General features: G+C 60.6%; 18 protein-coding genes. 16 read left to right on the forward strand and 2 right to left on the reverse strand.

Annotation, left to right across the window (positions count from 1 at the left end; translation table 11 throughout):
* Positions 1 to 26 precede the first annotated feature (26 nt).
* Positions 27 to 2,273, reverse strand: coding sequence for an RNA degradosome polyphosphate kinase (locus ACUIAF_RS07035; RefSeq protein WP_110417735.1), 2,247 nt, complete (start codon positions 2,271 to 2,273; stop codon positions 27 to 29).
* A gap of 670 nt (positions 2,274 to 2,943) precedes the next feature.
* Here ACUIAF_RS07035 and ACUIAF_RS07040 point away from each other — a divergent pair.
* The 12 genes from ACUIAF_RS07040 (at position 2,944) to ACUIAF_RS07095 (ending at position 13,692) form a co-directional block, all read left to right on the forward strand.
* The gene (locus tag ACUIAF_RS07040; protein ID WP_227028582.1) at positions 2,944 to 3,825 is read left to right on the forward strand and encodes a hypothetical protein; all 882 of its coding nucleotides are present in this window, start codon (positions 2,944 to 2,946) and stop codon (positions 3,823 to 3,825) included.
* Positions 3,822 to 4,910: a CpaF family protein gene (locus tag ACUIAF_RS07045; RefSeq protein ID WP_445338352.1), complete on the forward strand. Its 1,089-nt coding sequence runs from the start codon at positions 3,822 to 3,824 to the stop codon at positions 4,908 to 4,910. The genes ACUIAF_RS07040 and ACUIAF_RS07045 overlap by 4 nt, the downstream gene beginning before the upstream one ends.
* Positions 4,911 to 4,923: 13 nt before the next feature.
* Positions 4,924 to 5,586 carry a Flp pilus assembly protein TadB gene (locus ACUIAF_RS07050; protein ID WP_445338353.1) on the forward strand — a complete coding sequence of 221 codons (663 nt, stop codon included), beginning with the start codon at positions 4,924 to 4,926 and terminating at the stop codon, positions 5,584 to 5,586.
* Positions 5,577 to 6,119, forward strand: a complete 543-nt coding sequence (locus ACUIAF_RS07055) for a type II secretion system F family protein (protein ID WP_015022554.1) — start codon at positions 5,577 to 5,579, stop codon at positions 6,117 to 6,119. The genes ACUIAF_RS07050 and ACUIAF_RS07055 overlap by 10 nt, the downstream gene beginning before the upstream one ends.
* A gap of 363 nt (positions 6,120 to 6,482) precedes the next feature.
* A complete protein-coding gene (locus ACUIAF_RS07060; RefSeq protein ID WP_227028581.1) occupies positions 6,483 to 6,686 on the forward strand; it encodes a DUF4244 domain-containing protein in 204 nt (67 codons plus the stop codon).
* The gene (locus tag ACUIAF_RS07065) at positions 6,673 to 7,050 is read left to right on the forward strand and encodes a TadE/TadG family type IV pilus assembly protein (RefSeq protein ID WP_445338354.1); all 378 of its coding nucleotides are present in this window, start codon (positions 6,673 to 6,675) and stop codon (positions 7,048 to 7,050) included. Before ACUIAF_RS07060 ends, ACUIAF_RS07065 begins: the two co-directional genes overlap by 14 nt.
* 3 nt (positions 7,051 to 7,053) lie before the next feature.
* A complete protein-coding gene (locus tag ACUIAF_RS07070; RefSeq protein WP_044090941.1) occupies positions 7,054 to 7,449 on the forward strand; it encodes an Rv3654c family TadE-like protein in 396 nt (131 codons plus the stop codon).
* Between the two features lie 70 nt (positions 7,450 to 7,519).
* Positions 7,520 to 10,462, forward strand: coding sequence for a DNA polymerase III subunit gamma/tau (dnaX, locus tag ACUIAF_RS07075; protein ID WP_445338355.1), 2,943 nt, complete (start codon positions 7,520 to 7,522; stop codon positions 10,460 to 10,462).
* Positions 10,462 to 11,064: a recombination mediator RecR gene (gene recR / locus ACUIAF_RS07080; RefSeq protein ID WP_015022549.1), complete on the forward strand. Its 603-nt coding sequence runs from the start codon at positions 10,462 to 10,464 to the stop codon at positions 11,062 to 11,064. The genes dnaX and recR overlap by 1 nt, the downstream gene beginning before the upstream one ends.
* 128 nt (positions 11,065 to 11,192) lie before the next feature.
* Positions 11,193 to 12,026, forward strand: coding sequence for an aspartate kinase (locus ACUIAF_RS07085; protein WP_015022548.1), 834 nt, complete (start codon positions 11,193 to 11,195; stop codon positions 12,024 to 12,026).
* Positions 12,023 to 12,586 (forward strand): ACT domain-containing protein, encoded by a 564-nt coding sequence (locus ACUIAF_RS07090; protein ID WP_015022547.1) that lies wholly within the window; start codon positions 12,023 to 12,025, stop codon positions 12,584 to 12,586. The genes ACUIAF_RS07085 and ACUIAF_RS07090 overlap by 4 nt, the downstream gene beginning before the upstream one ends.
* 17 nt (positions 12,587 to 12,603) lie before the next feature.
* On the forward strand, positions 12,604 to 13,692 hold the full coding sequence (locus ACUIAF_RS07095; RefSeq protein WP_445338357.1) for an aspartate-semialdehyde dehydrogenase: 1,089 nt from the start codon (positions 12,604 to 12,606) through the stop codon (positions 13,690 to 13,692).
* A 61-nt stretch (positions 13,693 to 13,753) separates the two neighbouring features.
* On the opposite strand, the gene ACUIAF_RS07100 is transcribed toward ACUIAF_RS07095, so the two are convergent.
* Positions 13,754 to 14,794, reverse strand: coding sequence for a sugar-binding transcriptional regulator (locus ACUIAF_RS07100; protein WP_445338359.1), 1,041 nt, complete (start codon positions 14,792 to 14,794; stop codon positions 13,754 to 13,756).
* A 247-nt stretch (positions 14,795 to 15,041) separates the two neighbouring features.
* On the opposite strand from ACUIAF_RS07100, the gene ACUIAF_RS07105 reads away from it, so the two are divergent.
* From ACUIAF_RS07105 to ACUIAF_RS07120, 4 genes are all read left to right on the forward strand, one after another.
* The gene (locus tag ACUIAF_RS07105) at positions 15,042 to 16,031 is read left to right on the forward strand and encodes a phosphotriesterase family protein (protein WP_046323459.1); all 990 of its coding nucleotides are present in this window, start codon (positions 15,042 to 15,044) and stop codon (positions 16,029 to 16,031) included.
* Positions 16,032 to 16,036: 5 nt separating this feature from the next.
* Complete coding sequence (locus ACUIAF_RS07110) at positions 16,037 to 16,711, forward strand: 3-dehydro-L-gulonate-6-phosphate decarboxylase (protein WP_046323458.1); 675 nt, start codon at positions 16,037 to 16,039, stop codon at positions 16,709 to 16,711.
* Entirely contained in the window at positions 16,708 to 17,577 is an 870-nt protein-coding gene (locus tag ACUIAF_RS07115) for an L-ribulose-5-phosphate 3-epimerase (protein ID WP_445338361.1), read from the forward strand. The genes ACUIAF_RS07110 and ACUIAF_RS07115 overlap by 4 nt, the downstream gene beginning before the upstream one ends.
* A 214-nt stretch (positions 17,578 to 17,791) precedes the next feature.
* On the forward strand, positions 17,792 to 18,748 hold the full coding sequence (locus ACUIAF_RS07120) for a sugar kinase (RefSeq protein WP_445338363.1): 957 nt from the start codon (positions 17,792 to 17,794) through the stop codon (positions 18,746 to 18,748).
* Positions 18,749 to 18,767 lie beyond the last annotated feature (19 nt).

Below are 18,767 nucleotides of genomic sequence, written 5' to 3' on the forward strand. Positions count from 1 at the left end.
GGACCGGCCGGTCGGGAGGCGCATCATCATCTCCTGGCCCTGGGGGTTCGGGTGTGACGGTCGATCAGGTACTCCTGGGAGTCGACCAGAGGCCGGCCCTGATCATCGCGGCTGTGCCGCACATAGGTGCCGTCGGGCTGCATGTGCCAGGAGCTGGTGGTGTCGGCCATCTGCAGATCGACGTAGTCGATCAGTCCCTGCACCTGCTCGGGCGCAGTGATGCGGACAAGCGCCTCCACGCGGCGGTCCAGGTTGCGATGCATCAGGTCGGCGGAACCTATCCAGACCTCTGGCCCGGCCAGAGGACCCTCGCCGATCTGGGGGCCCTGGGAGTTGGCGAAGGCGAAGATGCGGCTGTGCTCCAGGAACCGGCCCAGGATGGAGTGGACTCGGATGTTCTCGCTCAGTCCGGGCACGCCAGGTTTCAGGGAGCAGATGCCACGCTCCACGATGTCGATGCGGACCCCCGCCTGGCTGGCCCGGTAGAGGGCGTCGATGATCTTTTCATCCACCAGGGAGTTGACCTTGATTCGTATCCATGCAGGCTTGCCGTTCAGGGCGGTCTCTTCCTCGCGGGCGATCCGCTGCAGCAGCCCGGAGCGGACTGTGCGTGGGGCTACCAGCAGGCGGTGGAAGGAGGACTTGGGCGCATAGCCTGACAGCTGGTTGAAGAGCCTGGTCAGGTCCTGTCCCACCACTGGGTCACAGGTCAGCAGACCAAGGTCGGTATACTGGCGGGCGGTCTTAGGGTTGTAGTTGCCGGTGCCTACGTGGCAGTAACGACGCAGGCCGTCCTGCTCCTGACGGACCACCAGGGAGAGCTTGCAGTGGGTTTTCAGGCCCACAATCCCGTAGACCACATGGACACCGGCCCGTTCCAGCTGACGAGCCCAGGCGATGTTGGCCTCCTCATCGAACCGGGCCTTGATCTCGACCAGGGCCAGGACCTGCTTGCCGGCGTGCGCGGCATCCACCAGGGCATTGATGATGGGCGAGTTGCCCGAGGTCCGGTAGAGGGTCTGCTTGATGGCCAGCACTCGCGGATCGGCTGCCGCCTGCTCCAGGAAGGCCTGAACTGAAGTGGAGAAGGAGTCATAGGGGTGGTGAAGGAGGATGTCATGCTCGCGGATGGCGGCGAAGATGTCCTGGGCCTGGCTGGATTCCACCTCGGCTATCTGCCGGTTGGTGGTGGGAATGAATGGGCGAAACTTGAGGTCGGCACGATCGATGGACTGCAGTTCGAACAGGACGGTGCAATCCAAGGGGGCGGGTAGCCGATATACCTCCTCCTGATTGACTCTAAGCTTGCTGGCCAGCAGCTGGGAGAGGAAGGGAGAGGCGGAGTCGGAAATTTCCAGGCGGATGGGCGGTCCGAACCGCCGTTGCAGCAGCTCCTTCTCCATGGCGTTGAGCAGGTTTTCGGCGTCGTCCTCCTCGACGTCAATATCCTCGTTGCGGGTGACGCGGAAGGAGCGGGCCTCCTTGATGATCATGCCTGGGAAGAGGTATTCCAAATGGGCGATGATCAGGTTCTCCATGGTGATGAACCCGTAGCGTTCCTCCCGGCCCTCTTCGTCGGTCAGATCGTCCACAGGAACCAGGCGGGAGAGATTGTCGGGAATCTTGACGCGGGCGAAGTGGGTCTTGCCCGAGGTGGGGTTCTCCACCAGGACCGCCAGGTTCAGGGAGTTGCCTGAGATATAGGGGAAGGGGTGGGCCGGGTCGACGGCCAGCGGGGTCAGGACCGGAAAGACCTGGTTGCGGAAGAAGTTGGTGAGCCGTTCCTGCTCCTGACTGCTCAGCTGTGTCCAGCTCAGAAGGATGATGCTTTCGGCCGCGAGATCAGGCAGGATGTGGTCGATGACATAGTGGGCATGCTCGTCCTGAAGCTTGTGCGCCTGCTCGGAAATGGCCCTCAGTTGCTGACGGGGGCTCATTCCGCTGGCTGCCGTCACAGCGATGCCGGTGTCTACGCGACGCTTCAGACCAGCCACGCGAACCATGAAGAACTCATCGAGATTGCTGGCGAAGATGGCGGCGAAGTTGGCGCGCTCCAACAGGGGCACGCTCTCATCTTCGGCCAGTTCAAGCACGCGTTTGTTGAACTTGAGCCAGCTCAGCTCCCGGTCGAAATAGCGATCCTCAGGCAAGGGCGAGACCGGGTGATCCGAGTGCCTGGATACGTGCCGTGCCTGGCCGTCGGTCTCGGCAATATGCTCCGCGATCTGGCTGCGTAGCAAGGCCTTGGAGGGTGCGTCAAATTTCTGAACCATACCATAGCACTCTATTCGCAGGTGCCGTCCTCTGCAATCATTGATAGAGCTTGTGGATAAATAGGGACGGCCCCCCGCAGGAGGCCGTCCCTACAAGGTCGGTCCAGATGGAATCTCTGCACAACATCATCGTTGCAACGGTCAAGTCCTATACACCCGTCCAACGTATCGGTCCTGGTGGCCATACACTTTGTGGGCTTCCGTGCTCTTGAACCGTCCTTGTATATGCCATTATGCCAGTTTTGTGGCCGATGGCAAGATATTCATGGGGTTAGAGCCGAGAAGGTTGCTGGCTTGAACTTTTGTGCGGTTGCGTGCATTGAGCTAGGTAGAAAGTGCCGGTTTTGGAGGAATCTGTCGCTTCCCTGTGAGCATCTGTGGCATTCCATGGACATGGGCTTAAAAATGGTGCAATTTCAGGCGTGTCGTGGGTTTGACGCATGTGTTCACACAGAGGGTGAAGCGATGTGGAGGCATAGGGTCATTCGACCACATCGGTTCCGGATACTGGTGCTGACGTCAAAAGGTGGATGTACTGGTAGCCATGACTGGAATGAGTGCAGGCAGACCGCCGACGATGATAAAAGGCGGCATGAAAGGGCGGGAACCCGAATGGACTCCTCACTCCTTTGATTCGTTCGGGTTGTCTTCGGAACGTCGGCCAGGGAGGGTGACTGGCGAAGATACCGGCATCGGGCAAGGTGGCTCAGAAGTCAAATACGGGTCCGCTGTGACGGGGCTGGTCTTTCTCTCGGCTTCTGGAGGAATTGGGCTGACAACCATGACGGCCCTGATGGCCAAACAGCTTCGGAACATGGCCCTGTCATGCGCTCTGGTGGATTTGGACCTGGATGGAGGAGGGATGGATGTCCTGGTCGGCATCGAGGGGGCGCCTGGCATGCGATTGGGGCGGATTCGTGCTCCCCTGGGCCGGGTGGATCCTCAGGCCCTTCGTGAAGAGCTGCCGGTCTGGGATGGCATCCCGCTGCTCAGCAACGATCCCTGGAGTGCTCCGCCACAGGGCTGGTGGGACATGGACGCAGCTGTCAGCGCGATGGCAGGATTTGCCGATTTCCTGCTGATTGATGCCGGTCGGGGCCAGGGTCTGGGTAATTTGCGCTCGCTGAAGGGACTGCCTTCGCTGTTGATGGTGGACATGACCGTGCTGGGCCTTGCACGGGCGAAGGCACTTCTCCATGCCCTGAATGCCCACAGGGATGCTGATGATCGAACTCAAGACAGCCCATTGATCTCGTGTAGGCCTCCTATGGCTCTGATTGGGATGATGCCCACTCGGCACCGGGTCAGTCATGGTGTCGACCCGGAGCAGGCGGAGGAGTTTCTGGGCCGATCGGTGGACGTGGTTCTCAAGCCACAACCGAGACTGTCGGCATCCGTCCTGGACGGGCGCGGCCTGGAACGGGTGCCGCGCACTTACGCCCGGGCCCTTCATCCCCTGGCAGAGCGGATCGCGGGGATGGTCGTCGTCGGCGCAAAAAAGGAAGAGCGGGTCTCTTCTGGCGGATTGGCTCGGTCCGAGGCTGTCAAATGATCACGGGGAACGGGAAAAGCCTTGAAGGTTCATTCCCTGACGACTGTTCGTCTCAACCGCCCACTTTCGGCTACCTGGATGGGCTGGTGAGTGATCCTGCGGTGACTGACATCGCGGTGACCGGGCAGGGCGATGTATGGATCGACCGGGGCGCGGGGATGGAGGAGGTTCTGCTTCGGCCCGGGTTCACCGGACCTCGGGCAGTAAGGGACTTTGCTGTGCAGTTATGCGCTCAACTGGGGCGTCGCCTGGACGATGCCCGGCCCATGGCTGATGCTTCCAGCAGGGAGGGGATCAGAGTCCACGCCGTGCTTGCCCCGCTCGTGCCCGAGGGCGCAGCCATTTCCATCAGACTGCCCAACAGACACCCGCCAGGGCTGGAGGAGCTGGCTGCTGCTGGGCTGTGTCCCGCCAGCTGGCTCTTCATCCTTCGGGCGCTGGTGGTCAATCGGGCCAGCATTCTGGTGACTGGCGGCACGGGTGCCGGCAAGACCACACTTCTGCGGGCCCTGCTGCGCATGTGTCCACAGGAGCAACGGCTGGTCGTCGTGGAGGAAGTCCGTGAGCTTGGTCGTATCGACGGTCACAGGAATATGGTTTCCCTGGCTGTCAGAGAGTCCAACATTGAAGGGGCAGGAGGTGTGGGGTTGGTCGATCTGGTCAAGGCCACACTGCGTATGCGGCCCGATCGGATCATCCTGGGCGAGTGCCGGGGTGAGGAGATAGCTGATCTGTTGCGGGCTTTCAATTCCGGTCATCGGGGCGGGATGGCCACGCTGCATGCCGACAACGTGGAACGAGTTCCAGCCAGACTGGCGACTCTGGGGCTGCTGGCGGGGCTGCAGCCGAGGGCACTGGCAGCTCTGGCCCAGGGGGCGTTTGACGCTGTTGTCCATCTGGAACGTTCAGGCGGTCATAGACATATCGCTCAGATTGGTCGACTGACGACGGCCGCTGACGGCCGGCTTTTGGGGGAGGCTGTCTGTACTTGGCCGGGCCGAGGGACCGCTACGTATGGAACAGCTTGGTCGAAGTTTGCCAGGCGGTGGGGCATTGTGACCAGCGCCCCGGCGGGCGTTCCGTAGTTCGAGGTGGATTATGAATGACGAGACTGCAGCCTGGTTGGCTGCGATGATGACGGCTTTTGCCTGTCTGGCCCTGCTTCCGTTGAGAGGCGACACGGCCGCAAGGCTGAAGGCCATGTCGGTCAAGCCCTCCGCACAGTCGGATCGGCCCGGACTGGCGGTGCTGATCGCTTCCCTGCTTGCTTATGTCGACAATGGAGGCGGTCTGGTAGAGGCTTTCGAAGAGGCATCCGGACGGCGATTCGCCACCCGTGAGGTCACGCGGGAACGTGTCATGGTCATGTTGGAGAACCGGTGCTTGCCCCAGGAACGAGGGCCGACTCTGACGATTATGGCACAGGCTCTGATGGCCTGTTATGGGCTCAGCGCCATCCTGGGGTGCCGGGCTTCGGATGGGCTGCGCACCGTGGCAGCCATGCAGACGCGGCGGGCGGCTCTGGATGAGGCCCGGGAAAAAGCTTTTGCTGTGCCCAAGGCCACGATTCGCCTCCTGTCGACCCTGCCAGCGTTGACAATCATCATGGGGGAGTTCATGGGAGCGCGACCGTTGGCTTTCCTGTGTCGCTCAGGACCGGGAACCATCTGTCTGATCCTTGGAGCGGCCTTCTATGTTCTTGGTCTGGTTTGGATGCATCTGCTGATGAATGATCTGGGCAGGGAGAATCCATGGATCTGAAACCACTGATTGCCGCTCTGTCGACCATAATGGCCTTTCTGCTTATGAAATTTGACGGCTCGGATGAGCGATTGGCTGATGAGCAGGTCTCCACGCCGCCCTTGAGTCTGGTATTGGCTTTGCTGGGAGTCGCTGTTCGTCAGGGAGCTTCACTGCCCAGGGCTTTGAGCGTGGTTGGCGGGCTGCTGCCAGGCCCTTATGGGCTTCGGATGGTTCGCGTGGCTCACCTGCTCAGACGTGGTAATGGATGGGATCTGTCCTGGTCGGGAGCAATCGGTGATCCTGGTTACGGACGGTCCATGCAGGTCCTGGCTGACTGTCTGGAGCCGTCCTGGCGTTTGGGATCATCGCCTCTGACGCGTATCGGGACGACCATGCGCCAGCTGGATCACCATGCCCGCAGCATGCTGGCCCGGGCCACAGCGACGATAACCGTCAGGCTGTTGGTGCCGACAGGACTGTGCATTCTGCCGGCCTTCGTCCTGATTGGAGTCATCCCCTGCATTGCGGCTTTTGCGGGTGGGATGTCCTGAGGATATGGAGCTCTTACGGGCACAGTTTTCCACAGGTCGACGATTTGGCTCCGCTCGTCCACATGTATCTGACAAGGCAACCGAGACGGACTGGAACGGGCACAGTGAAAGGTACCGGATGCCGGATTCCTCAGGAACGGTCATTCGCCGGGGCGGGGAAGACAAGGAAAGGCAAGGGTGAGAACGATGACATACTCACAGCAGATTGCGACGGTTTTCCATCTGCGGACCAGGCAGGCAGGAGGCCAATTGGTGCCGGTTACGACACGGTCTGCTGCAGGTGTCGGTTCCGGGTGGTTGCAAAGAATAAGACAGCGTTCCAACCGGTTCATGACAGCTTTGTACGTTCGAATCAGTCAGGCTATGGATTCTGGAGTGCGTGCCCTGCATGCGCGGCTGAGCGTGGTGCTGGCTAGGCCTGAATCAGGGGCCATCACTGCAGAATATGCCGTGATCATGGTGGCGGCCGCCACGCTGGCCGGCGTACTGCTGGCCATTGTCAAATCCTCTTCCACACGCACTTTGCTGATGGGGCTGGTGAAGAAGGCGCTCAGTGCTGTCGGCTGAAAGGCGGTCCGGGTGTGGAAGACGGTGGCGATCCGATAAGGGCACGATAACGGCCGAGTTCGCCATCGTGCTTCCCGCAGTCATGACCCTGGCTCTCATACTGCTGACGCTGACCCAGACAATCAGGATTGGCATGGTCTGTCAGGATGCGGCCAACGCGGCAGCAAGAGACCTGATCGTCACCCGGGGCAAGGGCGATTCCCAAAAACTGGTGCGCCGGATGGCCGGGCCGCATGCCCAAGCGAGGTTGAGTCCATCAGCAGGACAGACGGCAGTCAGGGTGTCGTGCCCAGTGGTTTCCGGCCCAATGGGTGTGCTGCCTGCACAGGTCCATGGCGATGCTGTAGCCATATTGGAGGAATGAGTCATGCCCGGACATGCCAGGAGGACGCACGTGGAGCGTACCGGTTCATGGATAAGGGGTTCGGATACGGGCTCCGGCACGGTTCTGGGCATCATGCTGATGACTCTGGTTGGTCTGGGTCTGGTTCTGGCGGCATTGCTGGGCAATCTCATGATCTGCCGGACCCGTGCACGCACCGGCGCCGATGTTTCGGCGCTGGCTGCAGCTTCTGCCCTGGACGAAGGACCGGCGCAGCCCTGTACTCTGGCCTCCCGGGTCGCCCGTCTAAACCGTGGCGTCCTGACGGACTGCCAGGTGGATGAAGGCGACGTAAAGGTCTCGGTGGGGGTAGACACCGGAGTCCCGATGATGCCCCGCCTGGTCCAGTCTGCCCGGGCAGGCCCCGAACCCTGTGGATGAGAGGAGAAAGCGGGGCAAAAGCCTTAGGAAGGAAAGCGGACGTGTCTAAAGAAATGGATAGCCTTGAACCATGGCACTAGCACTCTATCGGCGGTATCGGCCTGACACTTTTGACGGCATCATCGGTCAGAAGCAGGTCACGGTGCCCCTTACCCGAGCTCTGGATGAGAATCGGCTGACCCATGCCTATCTCTTCTCCGGTCCTAGGGGATGTGGAAAGACCAGCAGTGCCAGGATTTTCGCCCGCTGTATTAACTGTGCCAAGGGACCGACCAGCCATCCCTGCGGCGAATGCGACAGCTGCAGGGATCTGGCCACCGGAGGCCCCGGTTCCATTGATGTGGTGGAGATTGACGCCGCCAGCCATAATGGCGTTGACGATGCGAGGGAACTCAGGGAGCGAGCAGGTTTCGCCCCCGTGCGCGACCGGTACAAGATCTTTATTTTGGATGAGGCTCATATGGTCACCCAGCAAGGATTCAATGCCCTGCTGAAGATCGTCGAGGAGCCGCCGGAACACGTCATGTTCATCTTCGCCACCACAGAGCCGGAGAAGGTGATCGGCACCATCCGCTCCCGCACCCACCATTACCCCTTCCGTCTGGTGCCCCAGGAAGTCATGGGGCCTTACTTGGAGGATATTTGCGAAAAGGAGGGCATCAAGGCCGAGCCTGGTGTGCTCAAGCTGGCCATGCGGGCTGGAGGCGGTTCTGTGCGTGACACCCTTTCCGTGTTGGACCAGCTCATGGTAGGCGCCGACGAGCACACCATCACCTATGGTGCGGCTGTAGCTCTGCTGGGGTTCACTCCTGCCACACTGATCACCGACGCCGTGGATGCGCTGATCGCCCACGATGGAGCTGACCTCTACGGGGTCATTCAAAAGGTTGTCGTCGGCGGGTTCGAGCCCCAGCGCTTCGTCGAGGATCTGCTAGCCCATGTCCGCGACCTGCTGGTTCTCAAACTGGCGGGAGACCGGGCTGAAAGCGTGCTTAGCGAGGATGCCGACGACGACCAGGTGGCCGATCTGCATCGGCAGGCGGATGCATTGGACCTGCAGGTCCTGACCAGAATGGCTGACATCATCAATGATGCGCTGGCGGGAATGAATGGAGCCACCTCGCCCAGGATGCGCTTGGAGCTGCTGGCTGCCAGGCTGCTGGCAATTGGTTGCGAGCATATGGAGCAGGCACCGGCCGCAGGGGCAACTTCCACCGTTGGTCCGACCCCAGCGCCAGCCCGCAGCGGGTTCATCGGCGCTGACAGGTCTCAGCAGAACGGTCGGCCGTCCAGAGCATCTCAGCCTGGTAGTGCTGACAGCGTTGATCGCCCTGAACAACCTGGCAGAACAGGATCGTCGTCTGCAGCAGCGCCCGCTTCCTTTGCCGGACCACAGAACATAGCAGGTTCCCATTCCGATTCCTCAGCCGGCGGAAAGCGAGAGGGCGAAGGACGGCGCACCCATTCAGGCTCAGGCTCTATCCAACCCGAGCACAAGCAAGCCCCCTCCTCGCCGACTGGGCAGACGGCGGGGCAGGTCGGATCATCCAATCCTTCCGGACCCGCCCGGTCTCCGGAACCGCTTCGGTCTGTACAACCGCAGGCTATGCGAGGACAGGAAGCAGAGATTCCAACTGGTACGGAACTGGATAAGCGCTGGGATGCCCTGGTGGCTGCCCTGCCGGATGAGGTCCGCCAATATGTGGTGCGGGACCGTGTGCCTACTGTGGCCATGAAAGCAGATCCCTCAGGCCGCAAGCGACTGTCCATGACCTTCGACCGTCCGCTCAGCCAGCATGCTTTCGCCATGGCCGTGGCTGCGCAGTCGGTTGACGGGGAGACCAAAGTTCCGCGTATTGTCATGGTCCGCGCTCGCCAGGAGTTTGGACAGGCCACCATGATCGCCCCATCAGGGACGGCTGCCAACGGCGAAACGGTAGAGTCTGTCAACAAGATGTCTCCTCAGCGTCGAGCAGAGGTCAAGAAGGAAGTGGCTCTGGCACGGGCCGGCTTGGCCACCATGAACCTTGGAGCGGCGGTCATGCCTCATGCAGCTACGGAACAGGGGCATGCCCCTAGGGAGATGACAGCCTCGGCTGGTCATGAGGGTGAGACTGGAGCATCGGCACCTGAGGAGAGGTCCACCCCTGGAGAAGCTTCAGGTGATGGGAACTCCGACGACGCCCACCACCCGGTCGGCGGTCCGGTCCAGTCGTCTTCGGAACCCCTGCCGGCGGCGGGCTTTGGCTCAACTGCTTCTACGGTATTGCCGGACGATGATCCCTGGGCACATCCCATGCCAGCGACGCATACGCCGCAAAGGGTCTGGCGGTCCGGTGAGGGTAGCGACGGATCCGATGGTCAGAAAGACCATGAGTCCAAAAAGGTAGCTCTGCCCGACATGAGCGATGACACGGATCCTTGGGCCGTGCCCGATTCCGGGGCCAGTGCCGCAGCCCCTGCAGAGTCCTCTGGCAGTCAAGGCCATGAGACTTCGAATCAGAGGCTTGAAGTTTCGAAGTCGGTTGATTCATCTGGTCAGGGAAGCGTCTCGAGTGCAATCTCGGCTCCGACATTGGAGACCGGATCGGTTTCCGATGAAGGGGCCATGGCGACTGGCATATCAACCTCGTCGGACGTGCAGAGCGACGATCACGGCTCTGATGCCGCCGGCGGCTTGGTTGGCATCCAGGCAGCGGCAAAGGTCCCTGGAGCTGAGGACAGGAGAATGCCCGCAGGCTTCGCTGGTCCGGCTTCCGGTGGCCCCAGTCAGGATGGAGCCTCGTCCGCTGCTGTTTCCTCCCAGGCTCCAAGGCCGTCCGTGGATCCCGAGGACGACGTCTATTCCATGGACGATGCCAGGCTTGGGGCGGACAATGCCATGAACCAGGATGAACTGACCAAAATGTTCGACGTGACCAAGGTAGAGGATTTTGCTGCTGACGACCCCCAGAATCCGATCAACGTCCAAAAGCGCCGGCAGGAACAGGCGCAGCGACAGGGAGGTGAATGATGGCTGCTACCTATGATGGGGCCATTCAAGAGCTGATCGATGCCTTTGCCCAGCTGCCTGGCATCGGTCCCAAGGGTGCACAGCGCATCGCCTTTTACATTCTGGGGGCCGATCGGCGCAGCGCTCAGGATCTGGCCGATGCCATTGTCGCCGCCAAGGAGAAGGTTCGGTTTTGCGAGATCTGTGGCAATGTCTGCGAGACCAGCCCATGCCCCATCTGTCAGGATCCGCGTCGTGACCGCAGCATCATCTGCGTAGTCGAGGAGCCCAAGGACGTGATGAGCATCGAACGTACCGGAGAATACCGGGGTCTATATCATGTGCTGGGTGGGGCCATCGACCCCATGTCCAACGTCGGGCCAGGCGATCTGCGCATTCCCGAGCTCTTGAAACGGTTGGGCACGGATCAGGTCAAGGAGGTCATGCTGGCACTGGATCCCAACATCGAAGGCGAAGCCACCACCACCTACCTGGGACGGTTGCTGGGTCCTCTGGATCTGCGGGTCACCAGGCTGGCCAGCGGCCTGCCTGTCGGCAGCGATTTGGAATATGCTGACGAGATCACCCTTGGCCGTGCAATATCCGGTCGCCGCGATCTGTAAGGTCCGCGCTCATTGTTTCGCATGTTGGTGGAGGGGGTCTGATAGAACGGTGTCGTTCGTATAATCCGTGTAATCAATATGTTGCAGATGATGGTCTAGTGGCTTAACCGTCGCGGGATGGAACAGCAGTGGCACTTATCGTTCAGAAGTATGGCGGGTCCTCGGTGGCGGACTCGGACTCCATCAAGCGTGTGGCCAAGCGTATCATTGATACCAAGCGCGCCGGCAATGACATCGCAGTGGTGGTTTCCGCCATGGGCGACACCACTGATGACCTGATCGATCAGGCCATGGATGTGGATTCCAATCCTCCTGCCCGTGAGATGGACATGCTCATGACGGCGGGGGAGCGTATCTCCATGAGCCTGCTGGCCATGAGTATCCATGCGCAAGGCGAGCACGCCCACTCCTTCACAGGTTCGCAGGCTGGATTCATGACTGATGCACGCTACGGCGCAGCCCACATCCGTCATGTCCGACCCCAGCGAGTCATGAAGGCCTTGGACCGAGGCGAAGTGGGAATCGTAGCAGGCTTCCAGGGGGTCAACGCCGACGGCGATGCCACCACCCTGGGCCGAGGCGGCTCTGACACCTCGGCTGTGGCTCTGGCTGTGGCGCTCAATGCGGATGTCTGCGAGATTTATACCGACGTGGACGGCGTATTTACAGCCGATCCGCGCATTGTGCCCACCGCTCGAAGAATTGCCCGCATCTCATACGAGGAGATGCTGGAGATGGCCGCCGCCGGATCCAAGGTGCTGGCCCTGCGCTGCGTGGAGTATGCGCAGCGCTTCCGCATGCCCATCCATGTGCGCAGTTCCTTTTCCCACCGTCCGGGCACGCTGATCATGCCCGACGATGTCGATGTCGACAAGATTCCCAATCTGGAGACCGGCCAGTTGCCGGATCGCCCCGCTGCACATACCGACAGGCAACGGGATATGACGGAAGGAAGGTCATGACCAACGGCGAATCCATGGGCGACTTGTTCCCGGACCTGAACGGTCCCGAGTCACCCATCATCTCAGGGGTTGCCCACGACCGTAGCGAGACCCAGGTCAGCCTGCGGGCAGTGCCTGATCGACCTGGCGTAGCCGCACAGCTCTTCACCATACTTGCCGAGGGCGGCATCAACATCGATATGATCGTCCAGGCTGGGGCGGCCACCGGAACCGTGGACATTTCCTTCACTCTGCCGTCCGCTCAGGCTGACCAGGTGGTCCCCATGCTGGATGACTCCCGCGAGCAATTGGGGTTCCGCTCGGTCGACATCAATCCCGAGGTGGGTAAGGTGACCCTGGTAGGGGTGGGCATGAAGACCCATTCGGGTATCACGGCCACCTTCTTCCGCGCCTTGAGCGACCGGCATATCAACGTGCTTATGATTTCGACCTCCGAGATTCGCATCTCTGCCCTGGTGCCTATCCAGGACCTGGATGAGGCGGTGCGGGCCATCCATACGGCCTTCCATTTGGATGCCGACCAGGTCGAGGCGGTCGTTTATGGCGGCACGGGTCGCTGAGCGGAGAGGAGAGAGCAATGACGGATAAGGCTGATTTAGCGAACAACGGTCGCCGTGGCATCAATGTAGCCGTTCTGGGTGCCACCGGTCAGGTAGGCATGGTCATGCGCCGCATGCTGGACGAGCGGGACTTTCCTGTCGCCGACCTGCGATTCATGGCCTCGTCTCGTTCTGCCGGAGAGCAGCTGCGCTGGCGTGACAGGACCATTACGGTCGAAGATGTGGAGCAGGCCGACCTGAGCGGGATTGATCTGGCCATCTTCTCCGCCGGCGGTTCGACCTCAGGAACCTGGGCCCCACGCTTTGCCGAGGCCGGAGCCTACGTGGTCGACAACTCCTCCCATTGGCGGATGGATCCCGAGGTTCCCCTGGTGGTGTCTGAGGTCAACCCCGAAGACCTGGATCTTATCCCCCGGAGGATCGTGGCCAATCCCAATTGCACCACCATGGCCTGCATGCCCGTGCTGAGTCCCTTGGCCAAAACATACGGTCTGCGCCGCCTGATCGTCTCCTCCTACCAGGCTGTGTCGGGGGCTGGTCGTGCCGGTGTCCTCCAGCTGCGCGACGAGGCCAAAACAGCCGTGGAGCAGGGTGCTGATCGTTTGGTCTTCGACGGATTGGCCATTGAGTTTCCCCCGCCCACCAAGGTGGTGCGCACTATAGCCTTCAACGCCGTTCCTTTTATAGGCGACTTGGTCGATGACGGCAGCGGGGAGACCGACGAGGAGCAGAAGCTGCGCAATGAGAGTCGCAAGATTCTCCACCTGCCTAATCTGGCTGCCTCCTGCACATGCGTGCGGGTAGGAGTCTTCACAGCCCACGGCATGAGCATCAATGCTGAGTTTGATCACGATGTCACTCCTGATCAGGCCCGCGACCTGCTGTCCAAGGCCCCCGGGGTAAGTCTGGCGGAAATACCCACTCCTCTGGACGCAGCCGGCAGGGACCCCAGCTTCGTGGGCCGCATTCGCCAGGACCAGGCCGTGGAAGGCAAGAAGGGGTTGTCCATGTTCGTGGCCAATGACAACCTGCGCAAGGGAGCCGCCCTCAACGCCGTGCAGATCGCCGAGCTGATCGCCCGCAAGCACTTTGCTGACAGGATTTGATGGTGCATCTGGGCTGATCGGCTCTACCAGGCCCCGTCTGCCTGATGGCCTTCATGCAGGGTCAGCCCTGCTTGGCCTCTGCTCGGCTCGAGGCTCGTGAGACTTGTCTGCCTGCTTTTCTCTGCTGTTGATCCAGCTCAAGTATCCCCTCGGCCGTGTCGCGGTCGGTGGCTAGTGCAGAGATAAGTCCGGCCCGCAGACAGGCAAGGATGCTGGCAACTTTTTGCGGCCCCCAGGCCACGCCTATGACCAGGGGGATCCGCTTCAGGCGTTCGAATTCAATCGAAATAGTGCGTTCGCACAGGCTGGTTTGGATGTGGCGACCCTGGGCGTCGATGTGGTGCCCGCAGATGTGTCCCACAGCTTTGAGCTCGGTCACCTCTTTGATGAAAGCCGCATTCTCGTAGTCTTTGAAAATGTGCCCTGATCTTCCCTCCTTGACAGACCCGACTCCTACCACCGCAACATCGGCATGTCCGCCCAGGGTCAGAGTGTCGGCGATCTGGCGTTCTTTGCGCATGGCTTCAGCCACGGGGGTTGAAGAAAGGATCATGGGCACTGGCAACGTCGAATAGCTGCCGCTCAGACGTTGGGCCAGCATGCGGCATATCTCGGGGGAATCCGTCATGGGATTGGTTGGCGACAGGGAACCGATCATCTGCACGACCTTGGACTTTGCCCAGTTTTGCAGGGGAACTTCTCGAACCGTGTAGGCGACTGCGTTGCCATTGGAGACGGTTATCAAAGAGTCGGGCCTGGTCTGCTCAACCAGGAGAGATGCTGCGCTTCGGGGTACGACGTCATATCCGGTGCATCCCTGTGGCGGTTCCGAGACCCGAGCGCAACGAAGGTTGAATTGTCGGATCAGCCTGGACTCCAGTTCCTCCAGCCGCTCTAATGGATTCTCAATGGAGATCTTCACCAGTCCTCGCTCCTGGGCCTCTTTCAGCATCCGGGAGACGGAGGGGCGGGAATAGCCTGTCACTGTGGCAATCTGGGACTGCAGCATGTGATCCTGGTAGTACATGCGGGCTATGCGAAGAAGCAGCTGAACCCGCTTGCGGGCATCCGAAGTGGTCATCATCTGTAGATCACTGAACATATGTACATATTATCAGACTCAGTAAAAAACCGTTTATCCACTTTCCTAGGTCTGAAAATACAGGTTTTCTAAGGTAAAAAATGAAATTTACGTAGATCTATAACCATCGATAAAGTACATATGTTCATCAAAGTCCTTGTTGTTCTGTAATTGCTCACATAGGCTGTCTCCTGTCAAAGGCACCGGGAGGAAGAGTCTGAAGACCGGTGCCGCGAAGTCGCAGAGCACAAACAACAAAGGAGTTCACATGGCATTCGCACGAACCATTCTGGGAGATGTCGATCCGAGCACGCTTGGCGTAGTCAACAGTCACGACCATCTGATCCGGGTGGGAGCCGGTGAGGTCTATCTGGACAAGGACCATCAGCTGGATTCAGTCGAAAAGGCAGAGACCGAGGCCGGCTATTTCGCCAAGGCCTCGCTGAAGTGGAGCAAGCAGGGCGGCACCGTAGTGGATATGTGCCCCATCAACTGCGGCCGTGACATCGAGAAGCTGGCCGAGGTGGCCCGCTCGGTGGAGAATCTGCAGATCATAGGGGCCACCGGCTTCCATCGTGAGCATGTCTACCTGGAGACCCAGTCCCACTGGATCAACCGCTACAGCGTGGATCAGATCGCCGATCTGGTCATTGCTGATATCCGCGAGGGCATCGACCGCAACGATTACACCGGTCCTCTGGTAGATCGCAGCCCTTATAAGGCAGGCGTCATCAAGATCGGCACTGCTTACGGAGAGATCACGCCCTTCGAGCACAAGTGCATGGAGGCTGCTGCCAAGGCGGCCATCGAGACCGGCGCTCCCATCAACACGCACACCACGTATGGAACATGTGGTCTGGAACAGGCCCAGACCCTGATCGGACTGGGGGTTCCCGCCGACCAGATCGCCATCGGCCACATCCAGCGCAACGCTGACGTCTACTACCTGGAGGAGATCCTGGATCTGGGCGTCTATCTGGAGATCGACGGCACCAACAGGATCAAGTATCAGCCCGATTCCAACAGGATGATGGAGCTCAAGGCTTTCAAGAAAGACGGCTATGAGGACCGTATCCTCCTGGGCACGGACTCCGGCAAGCGCTCCTACCAGAAGGTCTACGGGTCTGTGAGCGGCGTGGACTACAACCCGGCAGTGGACGGTCCCCGCATGATCGCCGAAGGCTTCGATCCCGACTACGTGGACAAGCTGCTCATCCGCAACGCCCACACCTTCTTCACCTTCCGTAAGGAGGCCTGAACGCAATGGCAGCCGACAAGACCCTGGAGCGCCCCCAGCTCCAGATCGCTCTGGACACCTTTGACATGCCTTCGGCTTTGAGGCCTCTGAACGCGGCCATCAGCCAGGTCGATGTCATCGAGTGCGGAACCGTCCTGATCATCGCCGAAGGACTAAGGGCCGTGCGCGAGATTCGTGCCCTCTATCCCGATAAGACCATCCTGGCGGATGTCAGGATCGCCGAGGCCGGAGCGGTCATCTCCCGCGCCTGCTTCGAGGCGGGTGCCAGCTGGGTCTCGGTGGTAGCCGGTGCCAGCATGACCACGGTCGAGCAGGTGGTGAAGGTGGCCCAGGAGTTTGGCGGCGAGGTCCAGATTGAGCTTGGCGAGACCTACGATCCCGAACAGGCGAGCGAATGGCGGCGGCTTGGAGCCACCCAGGTCATCGTCCACCGTTCTCGCGATGCCGAAGTGGCTGGAAGGCTGACCTGGGGGGAGGACGACAAGGACCGTATCCGTCAGCTGCATCAGATGGGCTTCAAGGTCACCGTGACCGGCGGGGTCACGGCCAAGGACTTGCCCTTCTTCCAAGGAGTTCCCGTCGGAGTGGTGATTTCGGGTCGTGGCATCGTCAAGGCTGATGACCCCCTGGCCGCTGCTACCGAATTGCGGGAGACCATCGGCAGGGTGTGGCCGCAATGAGTGGCAGCGTCACCCTGGGCATCTATGAGAAGGCCCTGAAGTCCCCCGCCGAGCCGGATGACTGGGATGCATTCATGACCCAGGTGGCGGCTGATGGATTCACCTTCATGGATTTGTCCATTGACGAAAGCGACAAGCGGATGGCCCGCCTGGACTGGACGGCTGCCCAGGCTTCCGCATTCCGCCAGGCTGCTGACCGCCAGGGCGTCCAGGTCGGAGGAATCTGCCTGAGCTGCCACCGCAAGGTCGGCCCCGGTTCGGCCGATCCTGCTATCCGCCGTCGGGCCTACGAGATCTTCCGCAAGGCGATTGATCTGGCTCATGAGGCGGGTATCCCCCTGATCCAGGTCGCCGGTTACTACGCCTACTACGAGGACCCTGATCCCGATCAGCGTGCCAGGTACGTGGAGGTTCTGGCCAGGGCTGCTGAGTATGCGGCCCAAGCCGGCGTCATGCTGGGCATAGAGAATGTGGACGGCAATGACATCACCTCCATCACCAAGGGTCTGTCCATCTGTGATGAGGTCGGGTCCTCCTGGTTGAGCATGTACCCGGATATCGGCAACCTTTACGAGCAGGAGCTGGATGCCGTGTCTGAGCTCAGGGCTGGAGCTGGCAGAATGCTGGCCATCCACGTCAAGGATGTGCTCCCGGGGCAACCGCGTCGCATCACCATGGGCGAGGGCTGCGCCGACTTTCCCGCGGCTTTCGCCGAGCTGGCCCGGCAGTCCTGGTCGGGGCGGATCATGCTGGAGATGTGGAATGATGATTCGGACCAGGCCGATCAGATAGTCGTGAATGCAAGGAAGAAAGTGGAAACCTGGCTGCGTGGAGCCGGCATGGAAGTGCTTGACCCTAGAGGCTGAGGCAAAGGTCGGCAGCCGTCACGGCTGCCGATTCGGGGGGTGGTTGCGCCGGTCCTCCACCCCCTTGGCATCGGCAGGGAGGCTATGATGCCAGCGGTCGTCCCTGGAGGGTCGACCCGATCGGTGCGAGTTTAGATGTGACAGGTCGTAATACGGACTGAAGCGGACGTCGTGGTCCATGCTGAAAAACGACCGTGTAGACAAGGAGCAAGTGATGGCAGAACATGCATATGACCTTTCGACCATAGGAGAGGGGCAGATCAGGCTCACGGTCAGGAGGGGGGAGCGGCTGCTGAACGCCCGGTCAATCCTGATGAATCCCGCCTGTTCAGAGGCGAATGTGGCTGGAGTTTTGGCCCAGCTTCAGCGCAGGACCCTGTGGACCTCTTCGCTGCCGGAGGGGGACTTGGGCGAATACGTCCTGAGCGAGTACAGGTCCGTGGGCGTTGATCTGAGCACCATGGTCCGCAAGCCGGCCAGCCGAATCGCCCTCTACTTCATGGAGCCGGGCGAGCCGCCGATGCCGGCCAACGTCATCTACGACCGTGAGTACACCCCCTTCAGGTCGACGGGGATTGAGGATTACGACTGGGATCGGATGCTGGACACCCGCCTGCTCTTCCTGACCGGCATCACCGCGGCCCTGACCGATACCACGGCCGGGGTGGTGACCTACGCAGCCGAGCAGGCGGAGAAGCGCGGCATCGACATTGCCCTTGACGTGAACTTCCGCAGCAAGCTCTGGACCGGTGACCAGGCCAGAAAGGTTCTGGAGCCCATTGCTCATAAGGCCCGCATTCTCTTCTGCTCCATCAAGGATGCCAAAAGCGTCTTCGGAATCGAGGGGACTGGCGAGGAGGTATGCGAACAGCTCTATCAGCACTTCGGCAATGAGTACATCGTTTCCACCAATCACCTGGATGGTCCTTACCTGAGAACCTCCAAAGGAATCAAGAAGTACGTCACCACCACGGTTCCGGTGGTGGACCGCCCCGGTGCCGGGGATTCCTTCGTGGCCGCCACCCTCCATGGCTTCCTCTCCGATGATGTGGAGTGCGGTGTCAGGTGGGGACAGCGGGCCGCCGAATACGCCCTGACACATATGGGCGATCTGACCCGTATCCGCGCCCAGGAACTGGATATTCCCTTGGGCGGGGACATCAATCGCTGACATCTCCTTCATGATCCAG

The sequence above is a fragment of the Bifidobacterium sp. ESL0822 genome, assembly GCF_052606675.1.